This window comes from Kitasatospora sp. NPDC059747 (genome assembly GCF_042732955.1).
GTDB lineage: Bacteria > Actinomycetota > Actinomycetes > Streptomycetales > Streptomycetaceae > Kitasatospora.
Genome location: NZ_JBHWGV010000021.1, coordinates 65,739 through 86,421, shown reverse-complemented (window position 1 = coordinate 86,421; position 20,683 = coordinate 65,739). Strand labels below are relative to the sequence as shown.

Sequence of the window (20,683 nt, the reverse complement as noted above, 5' to 3'; positions counted from 1 at the left end):
CGGGTCCCTCCGTACCACCCGGTGCGGCACCATCGCAGCAACCTGGGCGCCGTCAGCCAGATCTTGACCGCGACCGTTCCTCTGCATCATCCGGGTTTGGCACCATTGCAGGTCTGACATGAGATCGTAGAAGTCCAGCGGCACCCCCGTCGCTCCGCCACCCGGTGCGGGCCCCTTCGCAGGGTTCAGGGCTCCGGCCGGCGCGGCTGGCATATCAACGATCGGTCCACACCGATCCGGTGCGGCAGCATCGCTGTGACTGCGGCTGGCCGGCTCAGCATTCGACCTTCGGCGTCGCTCCCTACCATCCTGGTGCGGAACCATCACAGCGAGTTCGGCGAGTACGACCCGTGGATGGGTATTCCGAGTTGCACTCCTCTGTATGCGCTTGCCCATCGAGCCTGGCTGAGGAGCGCAGCGGAAGGGGTATTGGTGGGGACTTGCCGGGGACCACGCGTCGTTCACCAAGGCCTCAGAGGTTTCTTCCGGTGAACGAACAGCGCGGGCTGTCTACTGTCTGACGTGCAGCGATAGCCATCGCCGGGCGACTGGGGGTCAAGTGGCCGGATGGGTCGCGCGACACGGCTTCTCCCCACTCGGCGAGGGTTGTACGCCCGCCGGAGGGAGCCCTGGCCGCCGACGGGACCCGGTCGTGCAGCTCGCAGCGAGGGTCGGTTGGCTGCTCGTCGGCCAGGGCTCCTATCGGGTCTCAGACCTCGCCGAGGGGGACGTTCGGGTTGGCCAGGCGGTCGGGGTTCACCACGCGCTTGGAGATGATCAGGTCGCGGATCGGGTCGGTGACGTCCCAGATGTTCATGTTCATGCTGGCGAGGACTCGGCCGTCCTTGAGCCAGAACGCGATGAACTCGTTGGCCTTCACGTCGCCGCGGAACACGACCCGGTCGTAGCCGTCGGGCTCGACGTAGCCGAGGTATTCCATGCTCAGCTTGTCTCGCGAGGCCACCGGCTCGTTAGGATGCCGGGGTGTCCACTCGGCATCGGTGAAGAAGTACGGGACGCGGTCGTACCCGGCGTCGTCCCCGCCGAGCATCGCGCGGGCGGCGGTCTGGGGCTGGTTGACGGCGTTGGCCCAGTGCTCGACGCGGATGTGGCGGGCGAACAGCGGGTGGTAGGCGTTGGCGACGTCGCCGGCCGCGTAGACGTCGGGGGCGGAGGTGCGCAGGTGCTCGTCGGTCGTGATGCCGTTGTCGGTCTCCAGGCCCGCGGCCTCGGCGAGGGCCGTGGCGGGCGCGATGCCGATGCCCACGATGACGACGTCGGCCGGGACGGTGCTGCCGTCGCCGAGCCGGACGCCCGTCACCGTGCCGTCGGCGCCGGTGAGTTCCTCTACGCGGACCTCGAAGCGCAGGTCGACGCCGTGCGAGCGGTGCAGGTCGGCGAAGACCTGGGCGACCTCGCGGCCGAGCACGCGCAGCAGCGGGAGTTCGGCGGCCTCCAGCACGGTGACCTCGGCGCCCGCCTCCCGGGCCGCGGCGGCGGTCTCCAGGCCGATCCAGCCGGCGCCGATCACCACGACCCGGGCGCCCGGGCGCAGCGCCGCCTTGATCCGGTCGCTGTCCTCGACCCGGCGCAGGTAGAGCACGCCGTCCTGGTCGGCGCCGGGCACCGGCAGGCGGCGCGGCACCGAGCCGGTGGTGAGCAGGAGTTTGGCGTACTCGATCCGCCCGTCGTCGGCGAGGGTGACGGTGTGCGCGGCGGGGTCGATCGCGGAGACGGCCGTGCCGAGGCGCAGCGTGATGTCGTTCTCGGCGTACCACTGCGGCGGGTGGACGTAGATCTTCTCGCGGGGCGTCTTGCCGAGCAGGTAGCCCTTGGACAGCGGCGGCCGCTCGTACGGGCGCTCGTGCTCCTCGCCGATCAGGACGATGCCGCCCCGGTGCCCGGCCTCGCGCAGCGCCTGCGCGGCCTTGGCCCCGCCGAGCGACGCGCCGACGATGACGATCGGCCGCTCACGTCCGCTGTCGTCCGCGGTTCCCATGCTGAACTCCTCGCTCTCCGGCCCGGATCGACGGCCAGCCTGCCGCCTCGCCGGTGGCCTGTCGAGACCGCGCCGGGCGCGCCGCCACCGGCTCCCCCGTTCGGGTGAAGTCAGGTGGGGGCGTGGCCTACGGCTGTGTCGCGTCGCGGACCAGGGCGGTGTCGGTGAATTGCTCGAAGCGCACGATGCGGCTGCCACGCACGACGAAGTGGTGGGCGACGCGCACCGCGAGGGGTTTGCCGGTGGTCTTGTGGACGGCCGTGTAGCGGGCCAGGACGACGACGTTCTCGCCGTCCACGACGTAGGTGTCGTCGTGGGCCGTCCAGTCGTGCCACTCGGCGGCGAGGCGTTCCATCACGTTGCCGGTGACGCCCTTGGGGGTGCGGTAGGTGCCGGCGAGGGGGAAGCCGGCCATCTCCGTCCACTCGATGTCGTCGGCGAGGGTGGCGCGCAGGGCGGCGAGGTCGCCGCGGGCGGAGGCGAGGTACTGGCGGCGGACGACGTCGGCGGGGGCGGCGGACTCGTTGAACGCGGCGGTCCCGCGCGGGATCTCGATCATCGTGGCTCAGCCCCAGGTCGTCTCGCCCATGGCGACCTTCGTGCCGAGCTCGACGGCGATCGCCAGGCCGAGGTCCGGGAAGCGCTTCTCCAGGGCCTGTCTGGCGGCGGCGGCGTCCGGGGAGCGGCCGATCTCGGTCTCGAAGGCGCGCAGGTAGTCGCGGGTGTGGAAGACGGAGGTGAGGTTGGTGGGCGCGCCGGCGGTGCGGTGGCCGGCCGCGACGAACTGCGGTTCCAGCGCCTCGATGCCGTCCAACAGGTCGATCCAGGCAGCCCGTTGCTCGGGGGCGGGGGTGTCGGCGGTCCACACGTGCAGGCCCTCGAACAGCAGTACGCCGCCGAGGACGGCGTGGTGGTGGTGCTGCCACAGGTAGTGCCGGTCGGGCAGGTGGAAGTCGGCGCCGCGCAGTTCGAACCGGTGGCCCTCGAAGACGAGTTCGTCGCCGTGCAGGGGCTCGGGCCGCACGAGCCGGGTGGGCAGCTCGGGGCCGAGGTGCGCCCAGGCCCCGAGCTTGGCCTCGTAGGTGTCCTGGATGTGCTGGACGGTGGACGGGGTGGCGAGGAAGCGGGCCTCGGGGAAGGCGTCCTGGACCTCCTGCGCGCCGAAGTAGAAGTCCGGGTCGCCGTGGCTGACGAACACCGTGGTGAGCCGCTTGCCGGTGGCCCGGATCCGTTCGGCGAGGCGGCGGCCGTCGGAGCGGGTGAAGCCGGCGTCCACCAGCAGGGCGTCGTTCGGGCCGGTGACGAGGACGGAGGTCTTGTTGAGGGAGCTGTCCGGGCTGTCGATGACCTCGAAATCAAGCGCGCTCATGCGCCCGCCTCCCTTCGGTCGGCAGGCGCTTCGCGCAACACGCACCTTTCGATGATTTGCTCGCTTCGCTCGCTCATGCATCTTCCTTCCGGGGACAGGCGTCGCGCCCAGGATCGGTGCTCGGCGGCCCGCCCGCATCCCGGGAAGAGCCGCCGCGGCCTGCGTCACTCCGCCGGTCCCAGCCGCAGCACCGCCACCGCGCCCGCGAGCGTGGCGACCGCCAGCGTGGACCACAGCACCCCGGGCCCGGCCGCCAGCAGGGCCGTCAGCACCGCGGGTGCCGCCGCCCTGCCCACGCCCATCGACAGCTCCCAGCGGGCCAGCGCCCGCCCGAGCAGGTGCGGCGGCGCCACGGCCGCCACCAGGGCCGTGCCGGAGCCGGTGTAGAGGATCTCGCCCAGCGTGAACAGCACCGCGACCACCGCGATGCCCGCCGCGCCCGGCGTGCCGCCCAGCGAACCGGCCGCCCAGAAGCCCAGGAACGACAGCGACAGCGCGAACCCGGCGGCCGCCATGACCACGCGCCGCGGCCGGTGCGCGAGGCGCAGCACCAGGGCCAGCTGGAGCGCGAGCACCAGCACCGTGTTGCCCACGAAGACGCCGGACGACCACGCGGGCGAGGCCTGGAGGTGCAGCACGAGCAGCGCGGGCAGGGCCACCTCCAGCACGTCGAAGCAGAAGGCGTACGGCACGTTGGCGAGGCTGAGCAGGGTGATCCGCCGCATCGGCGTGCGGGGGCCGGCCTGCGGAGCGCCGACGGGAGCGGAGGGAGCGGGCGGAGCCGTCACCCGCAGCGAGCGGACGAGGGCGGCGGCGCCGAGGCACGTCACGCCCGTCACGCCCGCGAGCAGCCGGATCGCGCCCTCGCCGCCGGTCACCGCGACGGTGGCCAGCAGCGCGCCCGCGCCCATCCCGGCGTTGCGCAGCGAGCGCCCGGCGGCCAGCGCCGCGTCCCGCAGCCGGCCCTCGGTCAGGGTGCTGACCACGGCGGCGTGGGTGGCCGGCCAGGACTGGCTGCCCACGCCGATCAGCACGGCCGCCGCCGTGAAGCCGGGCAGGCCGCCGGCCGCGAGCAGCGCGAGCGCGCCCAGCGACCGCACCGCGAGCGTCGCCGCGGCCGGCAGGGTGCGGGCGCCCCGGTCGATCCACCGGCCGGTCAGCGGCACCACCATGAGGCCCACGACCATGCCGAGGGTCATCGCGAGGCCGGCCCCGCCGGCGGTCAGGTGCAGCACCTCGATGCCGTAGAGCAGCAGGAACGGGCGCAGCAGGCCGGTGCCCACCGCGTCCACGAGCAGGGCGGCGGCGTAGCGGGGCCCGCCGGCGGCGGTGAGCAGGGCGAGGAGGGCGGACGGGCCGCGGCGGCTCGTGCCGACCGGCGGCGCGGGCGGCTCACCGGCCCGGGCGGCGGCGTGGTCGTGGACGGACTTCTCCTGGATCAGGCTCATGGCCGACACCGTGCGCCCCGGCCGGCCGCCGGGGCACGTCGATTGACGGTTCGCGTCAATCGGCGGCGGGGTGCATCAGGCCTGGTGGGAGGATTCCTTCCGTGAGTTTGACCATCGACATCACCGGACTGCCCGACGAGCGCCTCGTCTTCACGCCGTCCCCGCTCGCCGAGCTGAACGCGATGCTGCACGTCCTCGCCGAGCCCGGGCACCACCCCGCGCTGCACGGCTGGGCCTCCTCCACGGCCGCGACGATCCCGCCCGAGCTGTCGGAGCGGCTGCTGGAAGCGGACTTCCTCTGGCGCTCCTCCCGTGCGGACTTCCTCGTGCCCGGCCTGCCCGGCGCCACCCTCGCGGAGGAGCTCGACGCCGTCGACCGGGTCGACGACGAGCTGTACGTCACCGCCGCGCTCATCACCACGTGCGGCTCCTCCAGGCTCACCCGGCGGATGGCCTCCCCGCTGAGCGATCCCGTCGCGAACGAGCGGGCCCGCGAGCTCGCCCTCGCCCGCGGCCCCCGTCAGGCCGCCTTCGCGGACCGGCTGCTGGCCGACCCGCCCGCCGTGCGCGCCCTGGTGCGGCGGATGCTGGAGGACTGCGGGTCGGCGTTCTTCGCCGACGCCTGGCAGCGCGTCCTGCCCGACCTCGCCGCCGACGCCCGGCGCAAGGCCGACCTGGTGCGCCTGCGCGGCGCCGGCGAGGCGCTCGCGGCGGTATCGCCGTCCGTCGCGCTGGAGCAGGGCGCGGACGGCCGGCGCCGGATCGTCGTCGACAAGCTCCAGGACAACGCCACCAGTGGGGTGGCGAGCGGGGGAGTGACGTTCATCCCGACCGCGTTCGGCCGTCCGCACCTGCTCGTCGTGCACGCCCCGGGCTGGCGGCCGGTCGTCCAGTACCCCGTGGCGGAGGCCGGGCTGCCGGAGCCGGTCTCGCTGGCGCTCGTCCAGCAGCGGCTGGAGGCGCTCGCCCACCCGATCCGGCTGCGCCTGGCCCGGACGATCGCCCGCGGCCCGCACACCACCGGCGAACTCGCGGCCGCCTGGCAGCTCTCGGCCCCCGAGGTCTCCCGCCACCTCGCCGTGCTGCGCAAGGCCGGACTGCTGGTCACCCGGCGGCGCGGGCGGTACATGCTGTACGAGCTCGACCTGGCCGGCAGCGCCCGGCTGGGCTCCGACCTGCTGGAGGCCGTCCTGCGGTGACCGGGGGAACGGTGACCGGGGGGAACACGGCCGTGGCGGCCCGCGTTCGTCGGGCATGACCCGTGACACGTCCTCGACCACTCCCGAGATCCTCCGTTACACCGCCTTCGCGACCCGCCCCGAGGGCGGCAACCCGGCCGGCGTCGTCCCGGACGCCACCGGGCTGTCCGACGGGCGGATGCTCGCCATCGCCGCCGAGCTCGGCTACTCGGAGACCGCCTTCCTCACCCCCGGCACCGGCCGGGGCGCCTACGCCGTCCGGTACTTCAGCCCGCTCGCCGAGGTGCCGTTCTGCGGGCACGCGACCGTGGCCTCGGCCGTCGCCCTCGCCGCGCGCACCGGCCCCGGGCGGTTCGTCTTCAGCACCGCGGTCGGGGAGGTCCCGGTCGAGGTGGCAGCGGACGCGGACGGCGTGCTGCGCGCCACCCTCACCAGCGTCGAGCCGAAGGTCGAGGACGTGAGCGAGGGCGACGTCGCCGAGGCGCTCGCCCTCCTCGGCTGGGCCGCCGCCGATCTGGACCCGGACCTGCCGCCCCGCGTCGCCTACGCCGGAGCCCGTCACCTCGTGCTCGCCGCCGCCACCCGCGACCGCCTGGCCCGCCTCGCGTACGACTTCGACGGCCTCGCCGCCTACATGACGGCCCGGGACCTGCTGACCCTCCAGCTGGTGTGGCGGGAGAGCACGCACGTCTTCCACGTCCGCGACCCGTTCCCCGTCGGCGGCGTGGTGGAGGACCCGGCCACCGGTACGGCCGCCGCCGCGTTCGGCGCCTACCTGCGCGAGCTGGGCGCCGTCGGCGCGCCGGCCGTCCTGACGCTCCACCAGGGCGAGGACCTCGGCCGCCCGGGTCTGCTGCACGTCGAGCTGCGCGAGGGCGACGCCCGCGTCCGCGTCTCGGGCGCCGCCGTCCCGATCCGGTAATCCCGGGTTCCCACCCGACCGGTCGGTCGGCACAATGCGCCCCGGTTTTTATCCAATGGCCCGAGGGGTGTCAATGGCGGCCGACCGGCAAATATTTTCCGGTGCACCCGGCGCATACCGGTCTGTCCGTTTTGCGAGGCGGCAAATAGTTTCCGGTTGACAGTCGTTCCGGGGTATTGAATTCTTTGGATCAATGCTTCCGTTCGCTGAGCGGCGTTGCCCTTCCCCCAATGACCCCGATGGTCCCGAATGACGTCGTCATTCCGGGTGGCTTCGCCTTGCATTTTTGTACCGCAATCCGACAAGGAAACCGGCGTGCACACTTACCTGAACCTCAAGAAGTCCGCGCGGATCAGCCACGACTTCTGGGAGGTCACCTCCGAGGCCGGGATGTTCGACATCGTGGTGTCCGGTCTCGGTGACGGGCGGCACCGGGCGCTGGCCGACGGCCACGAGTTCGTGAACATGTCCTCCTACTCCTACCTCGGCCTCGACACCCACCCCCGGATCGTGCGGGCCGCCGCCGACGCGGTGCTCGCCGAGGGCGCGCTCAACAGCTCGACCTCCCGCATGCGCATCCGCTTCGGTTCGCTGCGCGACGCCGAGACCGCGCTGTCCGAGCTGTTCGACGTCGAGGCCGTCACCGTCGCCTCGTGCGCCGCCGCGGCCTGGGCGAGCCTGCCGCTGCTCGCCTCCGGACTGCTCACCGACGACGTGCCGCCGCTGATGGTCTTCGACAAGAACGCGCACTTCTGCCTCAACGCGCTCAAGCCCGCCGTCGCCGACGAGGCCGAGATCGTCACCATCGCGCACAACGACATGGCGGCCCTGGAAGACCTCTGCCGCAAGCACCCGCAGGTCGCCTTCGTCGCCGACGGCGTCTACAGCACCGGCGGCGCCGCCCCGATCGCCGAACTGCTGCGCCTCCAGGAGAAGTACGGGCTGTTCCTGTTCTTCGACGAGGCACACGGCGTCTCCACCGTCGGCGAGCGCGGCCGCGGCGCCGTCCTGGAGGAGATGGCCGCACGCGGCGGCATGAACGACCGCACGCTGATCATCACTTCGCTCAACAAGGGCTTCGGCGCGTCCGGCGGGGCGATCTTCCTCGGCCGCAACGGCGATCAGAAGCGCCGTGACACCGCGCTGCGCAACGGCGGCCCGCTGATGTGGTCGCAGCGCATCAACACCGCCGGCCTGGGCGCCGTCATGGCCTCCGTCGAACTGCACCGCTCCCCGGAGCTGAAGGAGCTCCAGCTGCGGCTGCAGGACAACATCTCCCTCTTCGACTCGCTCGTGGACACCTCGTTCAGCGGCGACGGCCTGCCGATCCGCTTCGTGGACATCGGCTCCGAGGAGGCCACCATCCGCCTCGCCGGGGAGCTCCTGAAGCGCGGCTACTACACCTCGCCGATCTTCTTCCCGGTCATCGGCCGCGGCAAGGCCGGCCTGCGCCTGATGCTGCGCGCCAACATGGCCGAGGCGGAGATCCGGGACTTCTGCACCGCCCTCAACGACGGCCTGCGTGCCGAGGGCCTGGCAGCCAAGGCCGCAGGCGCCCAGGAGCAGCGCCGATGACCGTCCTGCAGTCCCACGTCGACACCTCCTCCGAGGCGTTCCGCCGCAACTCGGCGGCGTTCGACGAGAAGCGGCAGGTCATCGCGCGGGCCAGGGCCACCGCCGTGGCCGGCGGCGACGAGCGCTCGCGGCGGCGCCACACCGAGCGCGGCAAGATGACCGCCCGTCAGCGCGTGCACCGGCTCCTGGACCCGGGCACGCCGTTCATGGAGCTGGGCCAGCTGGCCGGGCACGAGGTCTACGACGAGCACGTGCCCTCGGCCGCCCTGGTCACCGGCATCGGCGTGGTGAGCGGCCGGCCGGCCGTGATCTTCGCCAACGACGCGACCGTCAAGGGCGGCAGCTACTTCCCGCTGACCGTCGAGAAGCAGCTGCGCGCCCAGAACGTGGCCCGCGAGAACGGCCTGCCCTGCATCTACCTGGTCGACTCCGGCGGCGTCTACCTCCCGCTGCAGGAGCACCTGTTCCCGGGCGAGCACCACCTGGGCCGGATGTTCCGCAACATCGCCGAGCTGTCCGCCCTCGGCCTGCCGCAGATCGCCGCGGTCATGGGCAGCTGCACCGCCGGCGGCGCGTACATCCCCTCGATGTGCGACGAGACGGTGATCGTGCGCGGCACCGGCACGGTGTTCCTCGGCGGCCCGCAGCTCGTGCGCGCCGCCACCGGCGAGATGGTGGACGCCGAGACCCTCGGCGGCGCCGACCTGCACACCCGGGTCAGCGGCGTGGCCGACCACCTGGCCGAGGACGACGAGCACGCGCTCGCGATCGTCCGGGAGATCATGGCCCGCGACAGCCGCCCGGCACTCGCCCCGCCGCCGCGGGCTCCGCGCCCGCCGCTGTACGACCCGGCGGAACTGCCCGGCATCGTCAGCGCGACCCTGCGCGAGCACATCCCGGCCAGGGACGTCCTCGCCCGCCTGCTGGACGGCAGCGAGCTCGTCGAGTACCGCGCCCGCTACGGCCCGACGATCGTCTGCGGCACCGGCCACATCGGCGGCTACCCGGTGGGCGTCCTGATCAACGACGGCGTCCTCTTCCCGGAGAGCGCCCAGAAGGCCGCCAACTTCATCGAGCTGTGCACCCAGCGGGACATCCCGCTGCTGTTCCTGCACAACATCAACGGTTTCATGGTCGGCGCCGAGTACGAGGCCGACGGCATCGCCAAGCACGGTGCCAAGCTCGTCAACGCCGTCTCCACCGCCAAGGTGCCCAAGTTCAGCCTGGTCGTCGGCGGCAGCTACGGCGCCGGCAACCTCGCCATGTGCGGGCGCTCGATGGGCCCGCGGCTGATGGCGATGTGGCCGAGCGCCAAGTCCACGGTGGTCGGCGCCGAGCAGACCGCGACGGTGATGGCGCTCCTGCGCAGCGACCAGCTGGCGAAGGAGGGCAAGGTCCTCTCCCCCGAGGAGGAGGAGTCGATCAAGCGCCCCATCATCGAGACCTACGAGCGGCAGTCCCACCCGCTCTACTACGCCGCCCGGATGTGGGTGGACGCCGTGGTGGACCCGACCGAGACCCGCGAATGGCTGGCGCTGTGCCTGGCCATGTCCGTCGACGCTCCCAAGCAGGAGACGCGCTTCGGCGTGTTCCGGATGTGATGACGAAATGATCAAACGAGTCCTGATCGCCAACCGCGGCGAGATCGCCCGGCGGATCGCCCGCACCTGCCGCCGCCTGGGCGTCGAGTACGTCGCCGTGCACTCCGACGCGGACCACCGCTCCGCCCACCTCGAAGGCGCCGTCGAACGCGTCCGGATCGGGCCGGCCGCGGCCGCCGAGAGCTACCTCGACGTCACCGCGCTCGTGGACGCGGCCTTACGCACCGGCTGCGACGCCGTCCACCCCGGCTACGGCTTCCTCTCCGAGCACCCCGGCTTCGCCGCGGCCGTCGCCGCCGCCGGGCTGGTCTGGGTCGGCCCCGATGCCGAGATGATCACGGCCATGGGCGACAAGTCGACCGCCCGCGCCCTGATGGCCGCCGCCGGCGTGCCCGTCCTGCCCGGCTCCGAGACCGCCACCGAATCGGCGGAGGCGATCCTCGCCGACGCCGAGCGGATCGGCTACCCCGTGATGCTCAAGCCCGTGGCGGGCGGCGGCGGCAAGGGCATGCGCGTCGTGCGCGCCGCCGCCGAACTGCCCGACGCCGTCGCCGAGGCCGTCCGGCTCGGCCGCGGCAGCTTCGGCGACGGCCGGCTGCTCGTCGAGCGCTACGTCGAGCGGCCCCGCCACCTGGAGGTCCAGGTCTTCGGCGACCGCCACGGCAACGTCGTCCACCTCTTCGAGCGCGAGTGCTCGCTGCAGCGCCGCCACCAGAAGGTCGTCGAGGAGGCCCCGGCCGCCAACCTGCCCGACGCCGTCCGCGCCGAGCTCCTGGAAGCGGCCGTCCGCGGCGCCCGTTCGCTCGGCTACGTCAACGCCGGCACCTTCGAGTTCATCGTCGACCCGGCCGACCGCTGCTACTTCCTGGAGGTCAACACCCGCCTCCAGGTGGAGCACCCGGTCACCGAGGAGATCACCGGCGTCGACCTGGTCGAGTGGCAGCTGCGCGTCGCCGACGGGCAGCCGCTCCCGCTCGCCCAGGACGAGATCACCGCCACCGGCCACGCCGTCGAGGTCCGCGTCTACGCCGAGGACCCGGCCGAGGGCTTCCGCCCCGCGCCCGGCCGCGCCGCCGCGGTGCGCTGGCCGGCCGGCGTCCGGGTCGAGGCCGCCTTCGACGACACCGCGACCGGCCACGGCACCGGCGCGGCCGGATTCGACGCGGGATTCGACACCGGCCTCGACGCCGGATTCGATGCCGGACTCGACTCCTTCGAGCCGGAGTCCGGCGGATCCGCCTTCACCGGCGGCGCCGAGGTGCCCGCCTTCTACGACCCCATGGTCGCCAAGCTGATCGCCCACGCGCCCGACCGCCCGGCCGCGCTGCGCCGCCTGGCCGACGCCGTCCGCGGCACCGCCCTGCTCGGCCTGACCACCAACCTGGGCTTCCTCGTCGAGCTCCTGCGGGCGCCCGCCGTCGTCGCCGGCCGGATGGACACCCACCTGGTGGACGCCCTGGTCGCCACCCCGGCGGAGGGCAGCACCACCCCGGCCGAGCGCGCCGAGGCCGCCGCCGCGTGCGCGGCCGCGATGCAGCTCCCGCCGCTCGACGGCGCCCCCGCCTCCCCCTGGCAGGGCACCGTCGGCCCGTCCGACCGCCGCCGGCTCGACCCGGTCGCGCCGTTCGGGCGGGTCGAACTGCGCCACGGCAGACGAACCCTGGGCGTCGGCCTCACCGCCCGCCGCGGCGCGAGCGTCGAGGTACAGGTCGAGGGCCGGCCGTTCACCGTCGCCGCCACCGCCGTGCCCGGCAGCCCGGGCCTGTTCCGCGGGACCGTCGACGGCCTCGCCTGGACGGGCCTGCGCACCGCGGCCGGCTGGGAGCTCGGCATCGACGGGCACCGGGTGGCCCTGGCCGACCGGAGCGTCGCCGGCGCGGGCGCCGCGGCCGCCGACAACGCCGTCAAGACGCCGATGCCGGGCACCGTGGTCGGCCTCCTCTGCGAGGTCGGTGACCGGGTCGAGGAGGGGGCCGCCCTCGTCGTCGTCGAGGCGATGAAGATGGAGAACCGCATCCTCGCGCCCTTCACCGGCGTCGTCACCGCGATCACGTGCGCCGTGCGCGACCTGGTCGCCACCGAGCAGGTCCTGGTCGAACTCGCGCCCGCCGACGACGACGCCTGACCCACGCACCACCCACCCCCTGGAGCAAGGAGCCCTCGCATGTCCGCAGGAACCGACCCCGCCACGCTGTTGCTGGTCGGCGGGGTACGGGCGGTGTCGCTCGGCCTCGACATGGCGGAACTCGCCCTCGACCAAGCCCACGAGCGGGGGCTGCGCACCCACCTCACCAACCAGGAGGCGGTGCTCGCCGCCACGGAGGCGGTGACCGGCCGGGCCGGCGCCGTCTCGGCGGTGGACTTCACCGTCCCCGGCGAGACGGCCGCCTGGGCGCGCCGCCAGGTCGCGGACGGCACCCGGTTCGACGCCGTCCTCGCCCTCCAGGAGATGGCCCAGGTCGCCGCCGCCGACACCGCCGAGGCCCTCGCGCTGCCGGGTAACCCGCCGGAGGCCGTCCACCGCGTGCGCACCAAGGACGCCTGCCGCGAGGCGCTCGCCGCGGCCGGCTTCCGCCAGCCCGCCGTCCGCCTCTGCGCCGGCACCGACGAGGCCGCGGCCTTCCTCGCCGCGTCCACCGGGCCCTGGATCGTCAAGCCCCGGGACGCGATGGGCAGCACGGGCGTGAGCCGGATCACCGGCCCGGACGGGCTGGCGGACGCCGTCGCCCTGCTGCCCGGCACCGGCCCGTTCCTGGTCGAGGAGTTCGTCGAGGGCGCCGAGTACAGCGTCGAGGGGCTCTTCCTCGACGGCGCGCCGGTCGTCCTCGCCGTCACCGAGAAGGAGAAGGTCGAGCCGCCGTTCTTCGTCGAGGTCGGCCACATCCTCCCGGCCGAACTCCCGGACGCGCGGCGGACGGAGATCGAGCGGACGGTCGCGGCGGCGCTCGACGTCCTCGGCCTGCGCCGCGGCGCCTTCCACGTCGAGCTCTGGCTCGGCCCCGACGGCATCGTGCTCGGCGAGGTCCACAACCGCTACGGCGGCGACTGGATCCACCGCATGCTCGGCCACGTGATCCCCGGGTTCCAGGTCTACGGCCTCATCTACGACGACCTGCTCGGCCTCCCGCGCGAAGCGGCCGACCTGACGCCGGTCCGGGCCGCCGCCGCCCGCTACCTCACCCCGCCGCCGGGGAAGGTCGTCGCCGTCGACGGCTGGGAGGAGGCCGCGGCCCACCCCGACGTGCTCCGTGCCGAACTCGCCGTCGCGCCCGGCGGCACCGTCCGCCCGCTGCGCACCTCCGGGGACCGGGCCGGCGTCATCGTCGTCGGCGCCGACACCCCCGCCCAGGCCCGCAAGCTCGCCCGCGAACTCGCCGACTCGGTCCGCTTCACCGTGGAGTCCGAGTGACGACGACTGCCACCGCCCCGCCGGCGGCGAGTCTGCTGCGCCGGCTCACTGCGTCGTTGCTGCCCGGCTCCCGGCAGGGCCGGATCATGGCCGCCGGCACCACCGTGGACGCCGTGGCCAACGGCCTCTACCTGGCCACCGCCACGCTGTACTTCGTCCACTACCTGAACATCAGCGCCGTCGCCGTCGGCACCGCGATCGCCTCCGCCAACGTCGTGGGCCTGATCAGCCCGCTGGTCTTCGGGCCGGTCGCCGACCGGTTCGGCGCCCGCCCGGTCTACGTCGCGCTCACGCTCGCGCGCGGCGCCGGGTTCATCGGGTACGCCCTGGTCGGCAGCTACGTCGGGTACCTCGTCGTCACGTGCTTCACCATCGCGGCGGCGCGGGCCTGTTCACCGCTGCTGCAGGTGATCGTCGGCGAGTTCGAGGGGGCCGCCGAGCGCACGAAGACCATGGCCTCGCTGCGGGCCATCACCAACATCGGCCTCACCGCGGGCTTCCTGCTGGCCGCGCTGGTGCAGGCCGCCCACTCCCGGGCCGCGTTCGTCGCCCTGTTCCTGTTCAACGCGGCGGCCTTCACGGCGGTGGCCCTCGCCGTGGTGCGGGCCGGCCGGGTCGCGGGCGGTGCCGAAGCGCCGGCGCCCGCCGCCGGGGCCGCACCGGCCGAGGCCGCCGCGACGGGCGGATCGCCCTACCGGGACCGGCGGTTCCTGCTGGTCACCGCCGCCAACGCGATCCTGATGCTGCACGACTGCGTGCTGTTCATCCTGCTCCCGCTCTGGGTGGTGGAGCGGGCCGGGCTGCCGGCCAGCGCCAGCTCCGGCCTGCTGGCGATCAACACCGTCCTCACCGTGGTGCTCCAACTCTCCGTGGGCCGCCTCGCGCAGGGGCTCGCCAGGGCGCTGAAGATGCTCCGCGTCGCGTGCCTGTTCCTGGTGCTGGCCTGCGCGTTCTTCGCCTTCGCCGACGGACGGGGCGAGTACCTGGCGCTGGGGGCCGCGGTGGTCGCCGTCGCGATGCTGACCGTCGGGGAGAACCTCCACGCCGTCTCGCGCTGGGAGATCTCCTACGAACTCGCGCCGCCGGCGGGCCGGTCCAGCTACCTGTCGCTGTTCAGCACCGGCATGAGCGCGCAGCTGATCATCGGTCCGTTCCTGGCCACCGGCCTGCTGCTGCCGGCCGGCGCGGCGGGCTGGGTGCTGCTCGCCGCGCTGTTCGCCGGGGCCACCGCCGTCACCGTCCTCGCCTCGCGCGGCGCCGTCGCGGCCGAGCGGGCCACCTCCACGGCCGAACCGGAGGCGCTGACCAGCTGATGTCACTCTGTGTTGCTTGAGTAGGTATATAGTTGCTTGATTGAATACACGCCAGGAGTTAGGCTCCCCTGAACGTGCCGAGGACACCCCTCCGGCACGGAACCATGGGGGTGGGGACTCTTGTCGGCGGAGAGACTCACGGTGCCGCGCGAGGCACTGGACATTCCCGCGCCCCTCGACCACGACGAGTCGGCCGTCGCCGAACTCCCGGGGCTCGCCAGCCTGTTACGCGACTGGCGGGCCCGGGCCGGGCAGCGGCTCGGCCTCGGCAAGCCGCTGCCGCAGATGACCGTCGCCACCACGCTCGGCATGAGCGAGCGCTGGTACCGCGACCTGGAGCGCGGCGGCAGCGCCCGCTTCGACCCCAGGCTGCTGGGCAGGCTCGCCGACGTCCTGCTGCTCGACGCCGACGAGCGGGCCTCGCTGTACCTGTACGCGATGGGCGGCACCCCGGCCGTCGGACCGCACGCGCCCGGTGACCTGAGCAACCTCCAGGAACTGGTCGACCGTCAGATGCCGGAGCCCGCCTACCTCGCGGACCACGCCTGGAACGTCGTCGGCCACAACCGGGCCGCCGCCGAGTGGTTCCCGTGGGTCGCCCGCCCCGGCGCCAACTTCGTCCGCTGGCTGCTGACCGACCCCGAGGCCCGCGCGCAGATGGCCGACTGGACCTGGCAGGCCCGGATGACCCTCGCCATGATCCGCTTCGCCATGGCCGGCTACCCCGGCGACGAACAGCTCGTCGCGCTGCTCACCGAGGTCCTGCGCGACCCGGTCTGCCGCCGGCTGTGGGCCGGCCGGGCCTGCGTGGTCGCCAACCGCGACGGCGACCGGTTCAGCCTGCACCTGCCGCACGTCCGCCCCGAGCCCGTCGAGGTCGTCGCCCAGGTGCTCAGCCCCGGCGGCCGGCCGGACCTGCGCTTCGTCGTGCTGGCCCGGCCCTGACCTGACCCCGTCTCACTCGTAGCGCAGGCCGCTCGGCCGCATCAGGCGCAGGAGTTGCGGCAGTCCGAGGGCGGTCGTGAGGAGCACGGCACCGGCGGCGATCGCGGCCGTGGACAGCATCGCGCCCCAGTCGACGGCGAAGTCGAGCCCGGCCGTGTACTGCAGCACCGCGCCCATCCCCAGGCCGCCCGCCGTCGCCAGCAGCACGCCGAGCGCCATCGGGACGAGCGTCTGCCAGAGCACCGAGAGGCCGAGGACCCTGCGCCGGGTGCCGACGGCGTTCAGCACGCCGAGGACGCGGCGCTGCTCGCGGAAGCGCTCCAGCTGGCCGACCAGCAGGCCGAGCGCGACGAGCAGCACGGTGACCGCGGAGCCCGCGGTGAGTAGGCGCTTGACGGCGAGGTAGGTCGGGTCGAGCGTGCGGTCGAGCGGGAACTCGGTGCGCGCCTGCGGGTCGATCGCCATGACGTTGCTGGTCAACTGCTCCTTGGTGTCCGGCAGTCCGGGCTCCATCGACACCAGGACGGTCGCCGGCTGGCCGCGCAGCGCGGCGGCGGGCACGGAGCCGGGGGTGAGCAGGAGCATGCCGCTGCCCATCCGCCCGTCGGGGTCGCCGCCCACGATGCCCGGGACGGGCGTGGCGGCGGGCAGCTGCCAGGCCGCCGGTTCGCCCTGGCCGCGGAAGAAGGCGGCGTGGACGGTCGTTCCGGGCTCCGCCCCGCTGCTCGGCCTCGACGCCGGTCCCTTGAGGACGAACGCGTCGCCGTCCTTGCAGTCGGGCAGTGTCACGAAGCCGCGCAGCACGGCGCAGCCGGCGATCCGCACCGAGGGCATCTCCCACGGCTTCCCGGTGGGGCTCTCCAGGGAGAACTCGGTGTAGGCGGCGGTCGCGGCGACCCCGGTCGTGCCGGCCAGCCGCTGCGCGAGTCCGTCGGCCCGGGGCGCGCCGCCGGGGAAGGTGACCGACTGCTGGTACGGGCCGGTCTCGGGGCGGTGGCGGGGCAGTCGCTCGTAGCCCGCGCTGACGCCGAGGAAGAGCGTCTGCAGGGCGATCGCCCCGGCGATGGCCACGACGACGCCGCTGACGGCGGCCGACGCGGGCCCGGAGCCCAGCTGGAGGCGGCGGACCGCCAGCTGCCAGGACAGCCCGCCGCCGCCCGCGCGCCGGGTGACGGCCTCGACCAGCCAAGGCAGCAGCGCGCAGACGCCGATCAGCATCAGCAGCAGGCCGAACGCGACCAGCAGCGAACCGCGGGTGTCCTGCACGGAGTTGAGGAAGGCGGTGCGCGGCAGTCCGCTCGGGTTGTCCTGCGAGGGCAGCACGAGCGCGAAGACCGTCACGGCCAGTCCGGCCGGCGGGAGCAACAGCCGCCAGCCGATCCGGCGCCGGCCCGGGCCGCTGCGGCGGACCACGCCGAGCGGGTCGACGACGACCCGGCGCAGGGCGGCCAGGGTGACGCCGACGGCCAGCAGCGGCACGACGACCGCGATCACGGCGGCGATCGCCGGGTGCGGTGCGACGTCCTGCGGGTAGAAGCTGAGGTCCGCGAGCCTGATCCGCCCGATCAGCTGCCGGGCGGCCGCGAACAGGCCCGCGCCGGCCGCCAGTCCGAGCACGGCGCCCACCAGCGACTCCCCGGCGGCGATCCGGGCGGTCATCCGGCGGTCCGCGCCGCCCAGGCGCAGTGCGGCGAGCCTGCGGTCGCGCCGCTCGCCGCCGAAGCGCGCGGCGGCGGCGAGGAAGACGCCGACCGGCGCGAGCATCACCATGAGGCCGACGGCGTTGAGCAGGACCAGCTTGGGGTCCATCGGCTTGGGCGGCGAGAAGTGCCCGTACGCGTCGATCCGGACGGCCCCGGTGTCCACCGTCAGGCCGTCGCCGCCGAGCACGTAGTCGGCCTGGGCCGGTCCGAGCAGCCCGGCGGGGCCGATGGTGCCGACGACGGGGTAGGGGAGGCGGTCGCGCAGGAGCTGGTTGGCCGGGTCCCGGAGGAGGTCGGCGAGGGCGGGGGAGACCACCATCCGGCCGGGCCCGGGGTAGGCGCCCACGCCCGGCGGGAGCGGCGGGTTGGCGCCCTCGGGCTGGACGACGCGGCCGCGGACGGGGGTGCCGCGGAAGGTCGTGTCGGCGGTGGCGATCAGGACGGTCCGGTCGCCGGGGGAGGGGATGACCTCGTCCTGGAAGGTGTCGTTCTGGGTGTACAGGCGGTCGTTGCGGTGCTGGACGATGCCGGGGAAGGACGCGGTGAACAGCAGCAGCGCCACCCCGAGGCCGACGCCGCACGCGGTGAGCAGCAGCCGGCCCCAGCCGTCCCGGCCGCCGCTCAGCGCCAGGCGCACGCCGATGCCGAGGTGGTCGAGGAAGGGGGAGCGGACCGTCCCGTCCGTCCGGGTGCTCATATCGCCGCCGCCAGGTCGCGGGTGCGGCCGTCGCGGACGACGACCTCGCGGTCGGCGTAGGCGGCGACCCGGACCTCGTGGGTGACGAGGACGACGGCCGCGCCGGACTCGCGGGCGGCGCGGGTCAGGAGCTTCATGACCCGCTCGCCGTTGAGGGAGTCGAGCGCGCCGGTCGGCTCGTCGGCGAAGACGGCCCTGGGCTCGGTGATCAGCGCCCGGGCGGCGCCCACGCGCTGGCCCTGGCCGCCGGAGACCTCGCCGGGGCGCTTGGCGGCGACGTCCGCCACCTCCAGGCGCTCCAGCCACTCGGCGGCGCGCGCCTCGGCGGCCCGGCGGCGGATCCCGTTGAGGCGCAGCGGCAGGGCGACGTTCTCCAGGCAGGACAACTCGGGGACGAGCTGGCCGAACTGGAAGAGGAACCCGAATTCGGTGCGCCGCAGGGCGGAGAGCTCGGCGTCCGAGCAGGCGGTGAGGTCACGCCCGCGGTAGGTGATCGTGCCGCTGTCGGGGCGGGCGATCCCGGCGAGGCAGTGCAGCAGCGTGGACTTGCCGGAGCCGGACGGGCCCATCACGGCGACGAGTTCGCCGGCCGCGACGGTGAGCGAGGCGCCCTCCAGGGCGGGGGTGGGCCCGTAGGACCTGTGCAGGTCCTCGGCGGAGAGCAGGGGTTCGGGGGCGGTCAACGCTGGGACTCCGTGATTCGGGCGGCGAGTTCGTCGAGGCGCGCGGCGGTGAGTTCGAGCCAGCGCAGGTCGGCCTCCAGGTGGAACAGCGCGTGGTCGCAGACCAGTTCGTCGGCGAGGTCGCCGTCGAGCTTGCGGCGGGTCAGCTCGCGCATCGCCTTGAGGTGTTCGGCGCGCTGGAGGTCGAGGACGTCGGCGGCCGGGCGGCCGGTCAGCAGGGCGAGCACGACCTTCTGGTAGAGCGTGCTCTGCAGGTACGGCTGCGGGCTCTCCGGGTGGCCGAGCCAGTCGGCGAGGTCGGTGACGCCGGCCTCGGTGATCGCGTACTTCTTGCGGTCGGGACCGCCGCCCGCCTCGACGCCCTCCACGACGACGAGCCCGTTCTTCAGGAGCCGGGACAGCGTCGAGTACACCTGCCCGTAGTGCAGGGAGCGGTCGCGCCCGAAGTGTTCGTCGTAGCGCCGTTTGATGTCGTATCCGTGGCGGGGCCGGCCTTCCAGCAGGCCGAGGAGCATCTGACCTAGTGACATGCCGGGAACTATACACACCATGTATACAGGGGTGTGAATAGTGGCCGGGTGGGGTGGGAGTGCCGGGCGGCGCTAGGATGCGCGCGACATCGTCCGGATCTTCGGGTCCATTCCACGGGGGAATTGATGACTGATCAGACGAGTGGCCGGTGGCTGGGGCTCGGCACGCCGGGCGGTATCGAGGCGTACGTCCACGGCCCGGTGGGCGAGGTGCGCGGCGCGGTGGTGGTCTGCCCGGAGCTGTACGGGGTGAACGCCTACGTCCGCGGGATCTGCGCGGAGCTCGCCGGGCTCGGGTACGTGGCGCTGGCCCCCGACTTCTACTGGCGCAGCCGGCGGCGCACCGAGCTCGGCTACAGCGCGGAGGAGCGTGAAGAGGGCCTGACGCTGATGCGCGCCCTGGACCGCGACGAGCTCGTCGCCGACGCCGCCGAGGCGCTGGACTCGGCCGTCGCCTGGGCCGACGACCACGGCGTGGCCTTCGTGGGCACGAGCATGGGCGGCCACATCGCGGTGCGCGCGGCCACCGAGCTGCGCTTCGACCTGGCCGCCGTGTTCTACCCGGGCTGGCTGCTCAACTCCGGCTTCCCGCTGGTCGGCCCGGTCCCGCCGCTGGAGACGGCCGGGCGCATCGCCGCCAACGGCGTGTACCTGCTGGGCTTCTGCGGCGAGCTGGACCACATCCTCCCGCCGGAGGAGTGGCAGGAGGCCGAGCGGAAGCTCACCGAGGCCGAGGTCGGCCACGAGCTGGTCACCTACCCGGGCGCCCGGCACGGCTTCGCCGCCGACCGCCCGGCGGACCACGACGCCGCCGCCACCGCCGACGCCTGGCGCCGCGTCCACGCGGCCCTGGCCGAGCGGCTGTAGCACCCGGCCCGGATTCGGGGCGTACGACCACTGTGGTCCGTCGGTGCCGGGTCGTACACTCCCGGGATGGACCGCAGGACACCGCCCGTACTCCCCGAGCTGCCGCTCCAGGAGCTGGAGTGCTTCTCCGTGCTGGTCCACCAGCTGCACTTCGGCCGCACGGCCGGGCTGCTCGGGGTGTCGCAGGGCCGGGTCTCGCAGCTGATCAAGCGGCTGGAGGGCCGGGTCGGGGCGCCGGTGTTCGAGCGGACCAGCCGCCGGGTGGAACTGACGGAGCTGGGGCGGGAGCTGGCCGAGCAGGTGGTGCCGGCCTTCGAGCGGCTGCGGGAGGGCTTCGACGCCGCCCCGGCGCGGGCGGCGGGGGGGGGCCCGCCCCCGCGGGGGGCGGCGCCCACCGGGGGGAGCGTGTCACGCGGGCCGCGC

At 73.9% G+C, this 20,683-nt stretch carries 17 protein-coding genes; 10 read left to right on the top strand and 7 right to left on the bottom strand.

Translation table 11 applies throughout. The features are described 5' to 3' along the window. Positions 1 to 709: 709 nt before the first annotated feature. The 4 genes from ACFV4G_RS12295 to ACFV4G_RS12280 form a co-directional block, all read right to left on the bottom strand. A complete protein-coding gene (locus ACFV4G_RS12295) occupies positions 710 to 1,999 on the bottom strand; it encodes an NAD(P)/FAD-dependent oxidoreductase (RefSeq protein WP_380439258.1) in 1,290 nt (429 codons plus the stop codon). A 127-nt stretch (positions 2,000 to 2,126) separates the two neighbouring features. Next, the gene (locus tag ACFV4G_RS12290; protein WP_380439256.1) at positions 2,127 to 2,558 is read right to left on the bottom strand and encodes a nuclear transport factor 2 family protein; all 432 of its coding nucleotides are present in this window, start codon (positions 2,556 to 2,558) and stop codon (positions 2,127 to 2,129) included. Positions 2,559 to 2,564: 6 nt separating this feature from the next. Continuing rightward, on the bottom strand, positions 2,565 to 3,368 hold the full coding sequence (locus ACFV4G_RS12285) for an MBL fold metallo-hydrolase (protein WP_380439254.1): 804 nt from the start codon (positions 3,366 to 3,368) through the stop codon (positions 2,565 to 2,567). A gap of 164 nt (positions 3,369 to 3,532) precedes the next feature. After that, the gene (locus ACFV4G_RS12280) at positions 3,533 to 4,816 is read right to left on the bottom strand and encodes an MFS transporter (protein ID WP_380439253.1); all 1,284 of its coding nucleotides are present in this window, start codon (positions 4,814 to 4,816) and stop codon (positions 3,533 to 3,535) included. A 101-nt stretch (positions 4,817 to 4,917) separates the two neighbouring features. On the opposite strand from ACFV4G_RS12280, the gene ACFV4G_RS12275 reads away from it, so the two are divergent. The 8 genes from ACFV4G_RS12275 to ACFV4G_RS12240 all read left to right on the top strand — a co-directional run bounded on the left by ACFV4G_RS12275 (position 4,918) and on the right by ACFV4G_RS12240 (position 15,780). Beyond that, on the top strand, positions 4,918 to 6,015 hold the full coding sequence (locus ACFV4G_RS12275) for a DUF5937 family protein (protein WP_380439251.1): 1,098 nt from the start codon (positions 4,918 to 4,920) through the stop codon (positions 6,013 to 6,015). Between the two features lie 55 nt (positions 6,016 to 6,070). Beyond that, complete coding sequence (locus ACFV4G_RS12270; protein ID WP_380439250.1) at positions 6,071 to 6,937, top strand: PhzF family phenazine biosynthesis protein; 867 nt, start codon at positions 6,071 to 6,073, stop codon at positions 6,935 to 6,937. Positions 6,938 to 7,252: 315 nt separating this feature from the next. Next, positions 7,253 to 8,512, top strand: a complete 1,260-nt coding sequence (locus tag ACFV4G_RS12265; RefSeq protein ID WP_380439248.1) for an aminotransferase class I/II-fold pyridoxal phosphate-dependent enzyme — start codon at positions 7,253 to 7,255, stop codon at positions 8,510 to 8,512. Further along, the gene (locus ACFV4G_RS12260; protein ID WP_380439247.1) at positions 8,509 to 10,113 is read left to right on the top strand and encodes a carboxyl transferase domain-containing protein; all 1,605 of its coding nucleotides are present in this window, start codon (positions 8,509 to 8,511) and stop codon (positions 10,111 to 10,113) included. Before ACFV4G_RS12265 ends, ACFV4G_RS12260 begins: the two co-directional genes overlap by 4 nt. Positions 10,114 to 10,120: 7 nt before the next feature. Continuing rightward, positions 10,121 to 12,238, top strand: a complete 2,118-nt coding sequence (locus ACFV4G_RS12255; RefSeq protein ID WP_380439245.1) for a biotin carboxylase N-terminal domain-containing protein — start codon at positions 10,121 to 10,123, stop codon at positions 12,236 to 12,238. A gap of 39 nt (positions 12,239 to 12,277) precedes the next feature. Then, positions 12,278 to 13,522 carry an ATP-grasp domain-containing protein gene (locus ACFV4G_RS12250; protein ID WP_380439244.1) on the top strand — a complete coding sequence of 415 codons (1,245 nt, stop codon included), beginning with the start codon at positions 12,278 to 12,280 and terminating at the stop codon, positions 13,520 to 13,522. Next, positions 13,519 to 14,835 (top strand): MFS transporter, encoded by a 1,317-nt coding sequence (locus ACFV4G_RS12245; RefSeq protein WP_380439242.1) that lies wholly within the window; start codon positions 13,519 to 13,521, stop codon positions 14,833 to 14,835. The genes ACFV4G_RS12250 and ACFV4G_RS12245 overlap by 4 nt, the downstream gene beginning before the upstream one ends. A gap of 120 nt (positions 14,836 to 14,955) precedes the next feature. Continuing rightward, positions 14,956 to 15,780 (top strand): helix-turn-helix transcriptional regulator, encoded by an 825-nt coding sequence (locus ACFV4G_RS12240; protein ID WP_380439241.1) that lies wholly within the window; start codon positions 14,956 to 14,958, stop codon positions 15,778 to 15,780. A gap of 12 nt (positions 15,781 to 15,792) precedes the next feature. Here the strand turns inward: ACFV4G_RS12240 and ACFV4G_RS12235 are convergent, their stop codons facing one another. Genes ACFV4G_RS12235 through ACFV4G_RS12225 form a run of 3 tightly spaced genes read right to left on the bottom strand, consistent with a single transcriptional unit; the run spans position 15,793 to position 19,393 of the window. Further along, positions 15,793 to 18,180 (bottom strand): FtsX-like permease family protein, encoded by a 2,388-nt coding sequence (locus tag ACFV4G_RS12235; RefSeq protein WP_380439239.1) that lies wholly within the window; start codon positions 18,178 to 18,180, stop codon positions 15,793 to 15,795. Next, positions 18,177 to 18,863, bottom strand: coding sequence for an ABC transporter ATP-binding protein (locus tag ACFV4G_RS12230; RefSeq protein ID WP_380439237.1), 687 nt, complete (start codon positions 18,861 to 18,863; stop codon positions 18,177 to 18,179). The genes ACFV4G_RS12235 and ACFV4G_RS12230 overlap by 4 nt, the downstream gene beginning before the upstream one ends. Beyond that, positions 18,860 to 19,393, bottom strand: coding sequence for a PadR family transcriptional regulator (locus ACFV4G_RS12225; protein ID WP_380439235.1), 534 nt, complete (start codon positions 19,391 to 19,393; stop codon positions 18,860 to 18,862). Before ACFV4G_RS12225 ends, ACFV4G_RS12230 begins: the two co-directional genes overlap by 4 nt. Positions 19,394 to 19,519: 126 nt before the next feature. Between ACFV4G_RS12225 and ACFV4G_RS12220 the strand changes: the two genes are divergently transcribed. Next, a complete protein-coding gene (locus ACFV4G_RS12220) occupies positions 19,520 to 20,260 on the top strand; it encodes a dienelactone hydrolase family protein (protein ID WP_380439233.1) in 741 nt (246 codons plus the stop codon). Between the two features lie 66 nt (positions 20,261 to 20,326). Beyond that, positions 20,327 to 20,683 (top strand): LysR family transcriptional regulator (locus ACFV4G_RS12215; protein ID WP_380439232.1); only part of this gene is annotated, 357 nt, incomplete at its 3' end.

Coding starts and splice junctions, on each gene's coding strand:
- ACFV4G_RS12270 (WP_380439250.1), top strand. CDS start 6,071: ATGACCCGTGACACGTCCTCGACCACTCCCGAGATCCTCCGTTACACC.
- ACFV4G_RS12295 (WP_380439258.1), bottom strand. CDS start 1,999: ATGGGAACCGCGGACGACAGCGGACGTGAGCGGCCGATCGTCATCGTC.
- ACFV4G_RS12255 (WP_380439245.1), top strand. CDS start 10,121: ATGATCAAACGAGTCCTGATCGCCAACCGCGGCGAGATCGCCCGGCGG.
- ACFV4G_RS12225 (WP_380439235.1), bottom strand. CDS start 19,393: ATGTCACTAGGTCAGATGCTCCTCGGCCTGCTGGAAGGCCGGCCCCGC.
- ACFV4G_RS12250 (WP_380439244.1), top strand. CDS start 12,278: ATGTCCGCAGGAACCGACCCCGCCACGCTGTTGCTGGTCGGCGGGGTA.
- ACFV4G_RS12280 (WP_380439253.1), bottom strand. CDS start 4,816: ATGAGCCTGATCCAGGAGAAGTCCGTCCACGACCACGCCGCCGCCCGG.
- ACFV4G_RS12285 (WP_380439254.1), bottom strand. CDS start 3,368: ATGAGCGCGCTTGATTTCGAGGTCATCGACAGCCCGGACAGCTCCCTC.
- ACFV4G_RS12235 (WP_380439239.1), bottom strand. CDS start 18,180: ATGAGCACCCGGACGGACGGGACGGTCCGCTCCCCCTTCCTCGACCAC.
- ACFV4G_RS12220 (WP_380439233.1), top strand. CDS start 19,520: ATGACTGATCAGACGAGTGGCCGGTGGCTGGGGCTCGGCACGCCGGGC.
- ACFV4G_RS12290 (WP_380439256.1), bottom strand. CDS start 2,558: ATGATCGAGATCCCGCGCGGGACCGCCGCGTTCAACGAGTCCGCCGCC.
- ACFV4G_RS12260 (WP_380439247.1), top strand. CDS start 8,509: ATGACCGTCCTGCAGTCCCACGTCGACACCTCCTCCGAGGCGTTCCGC.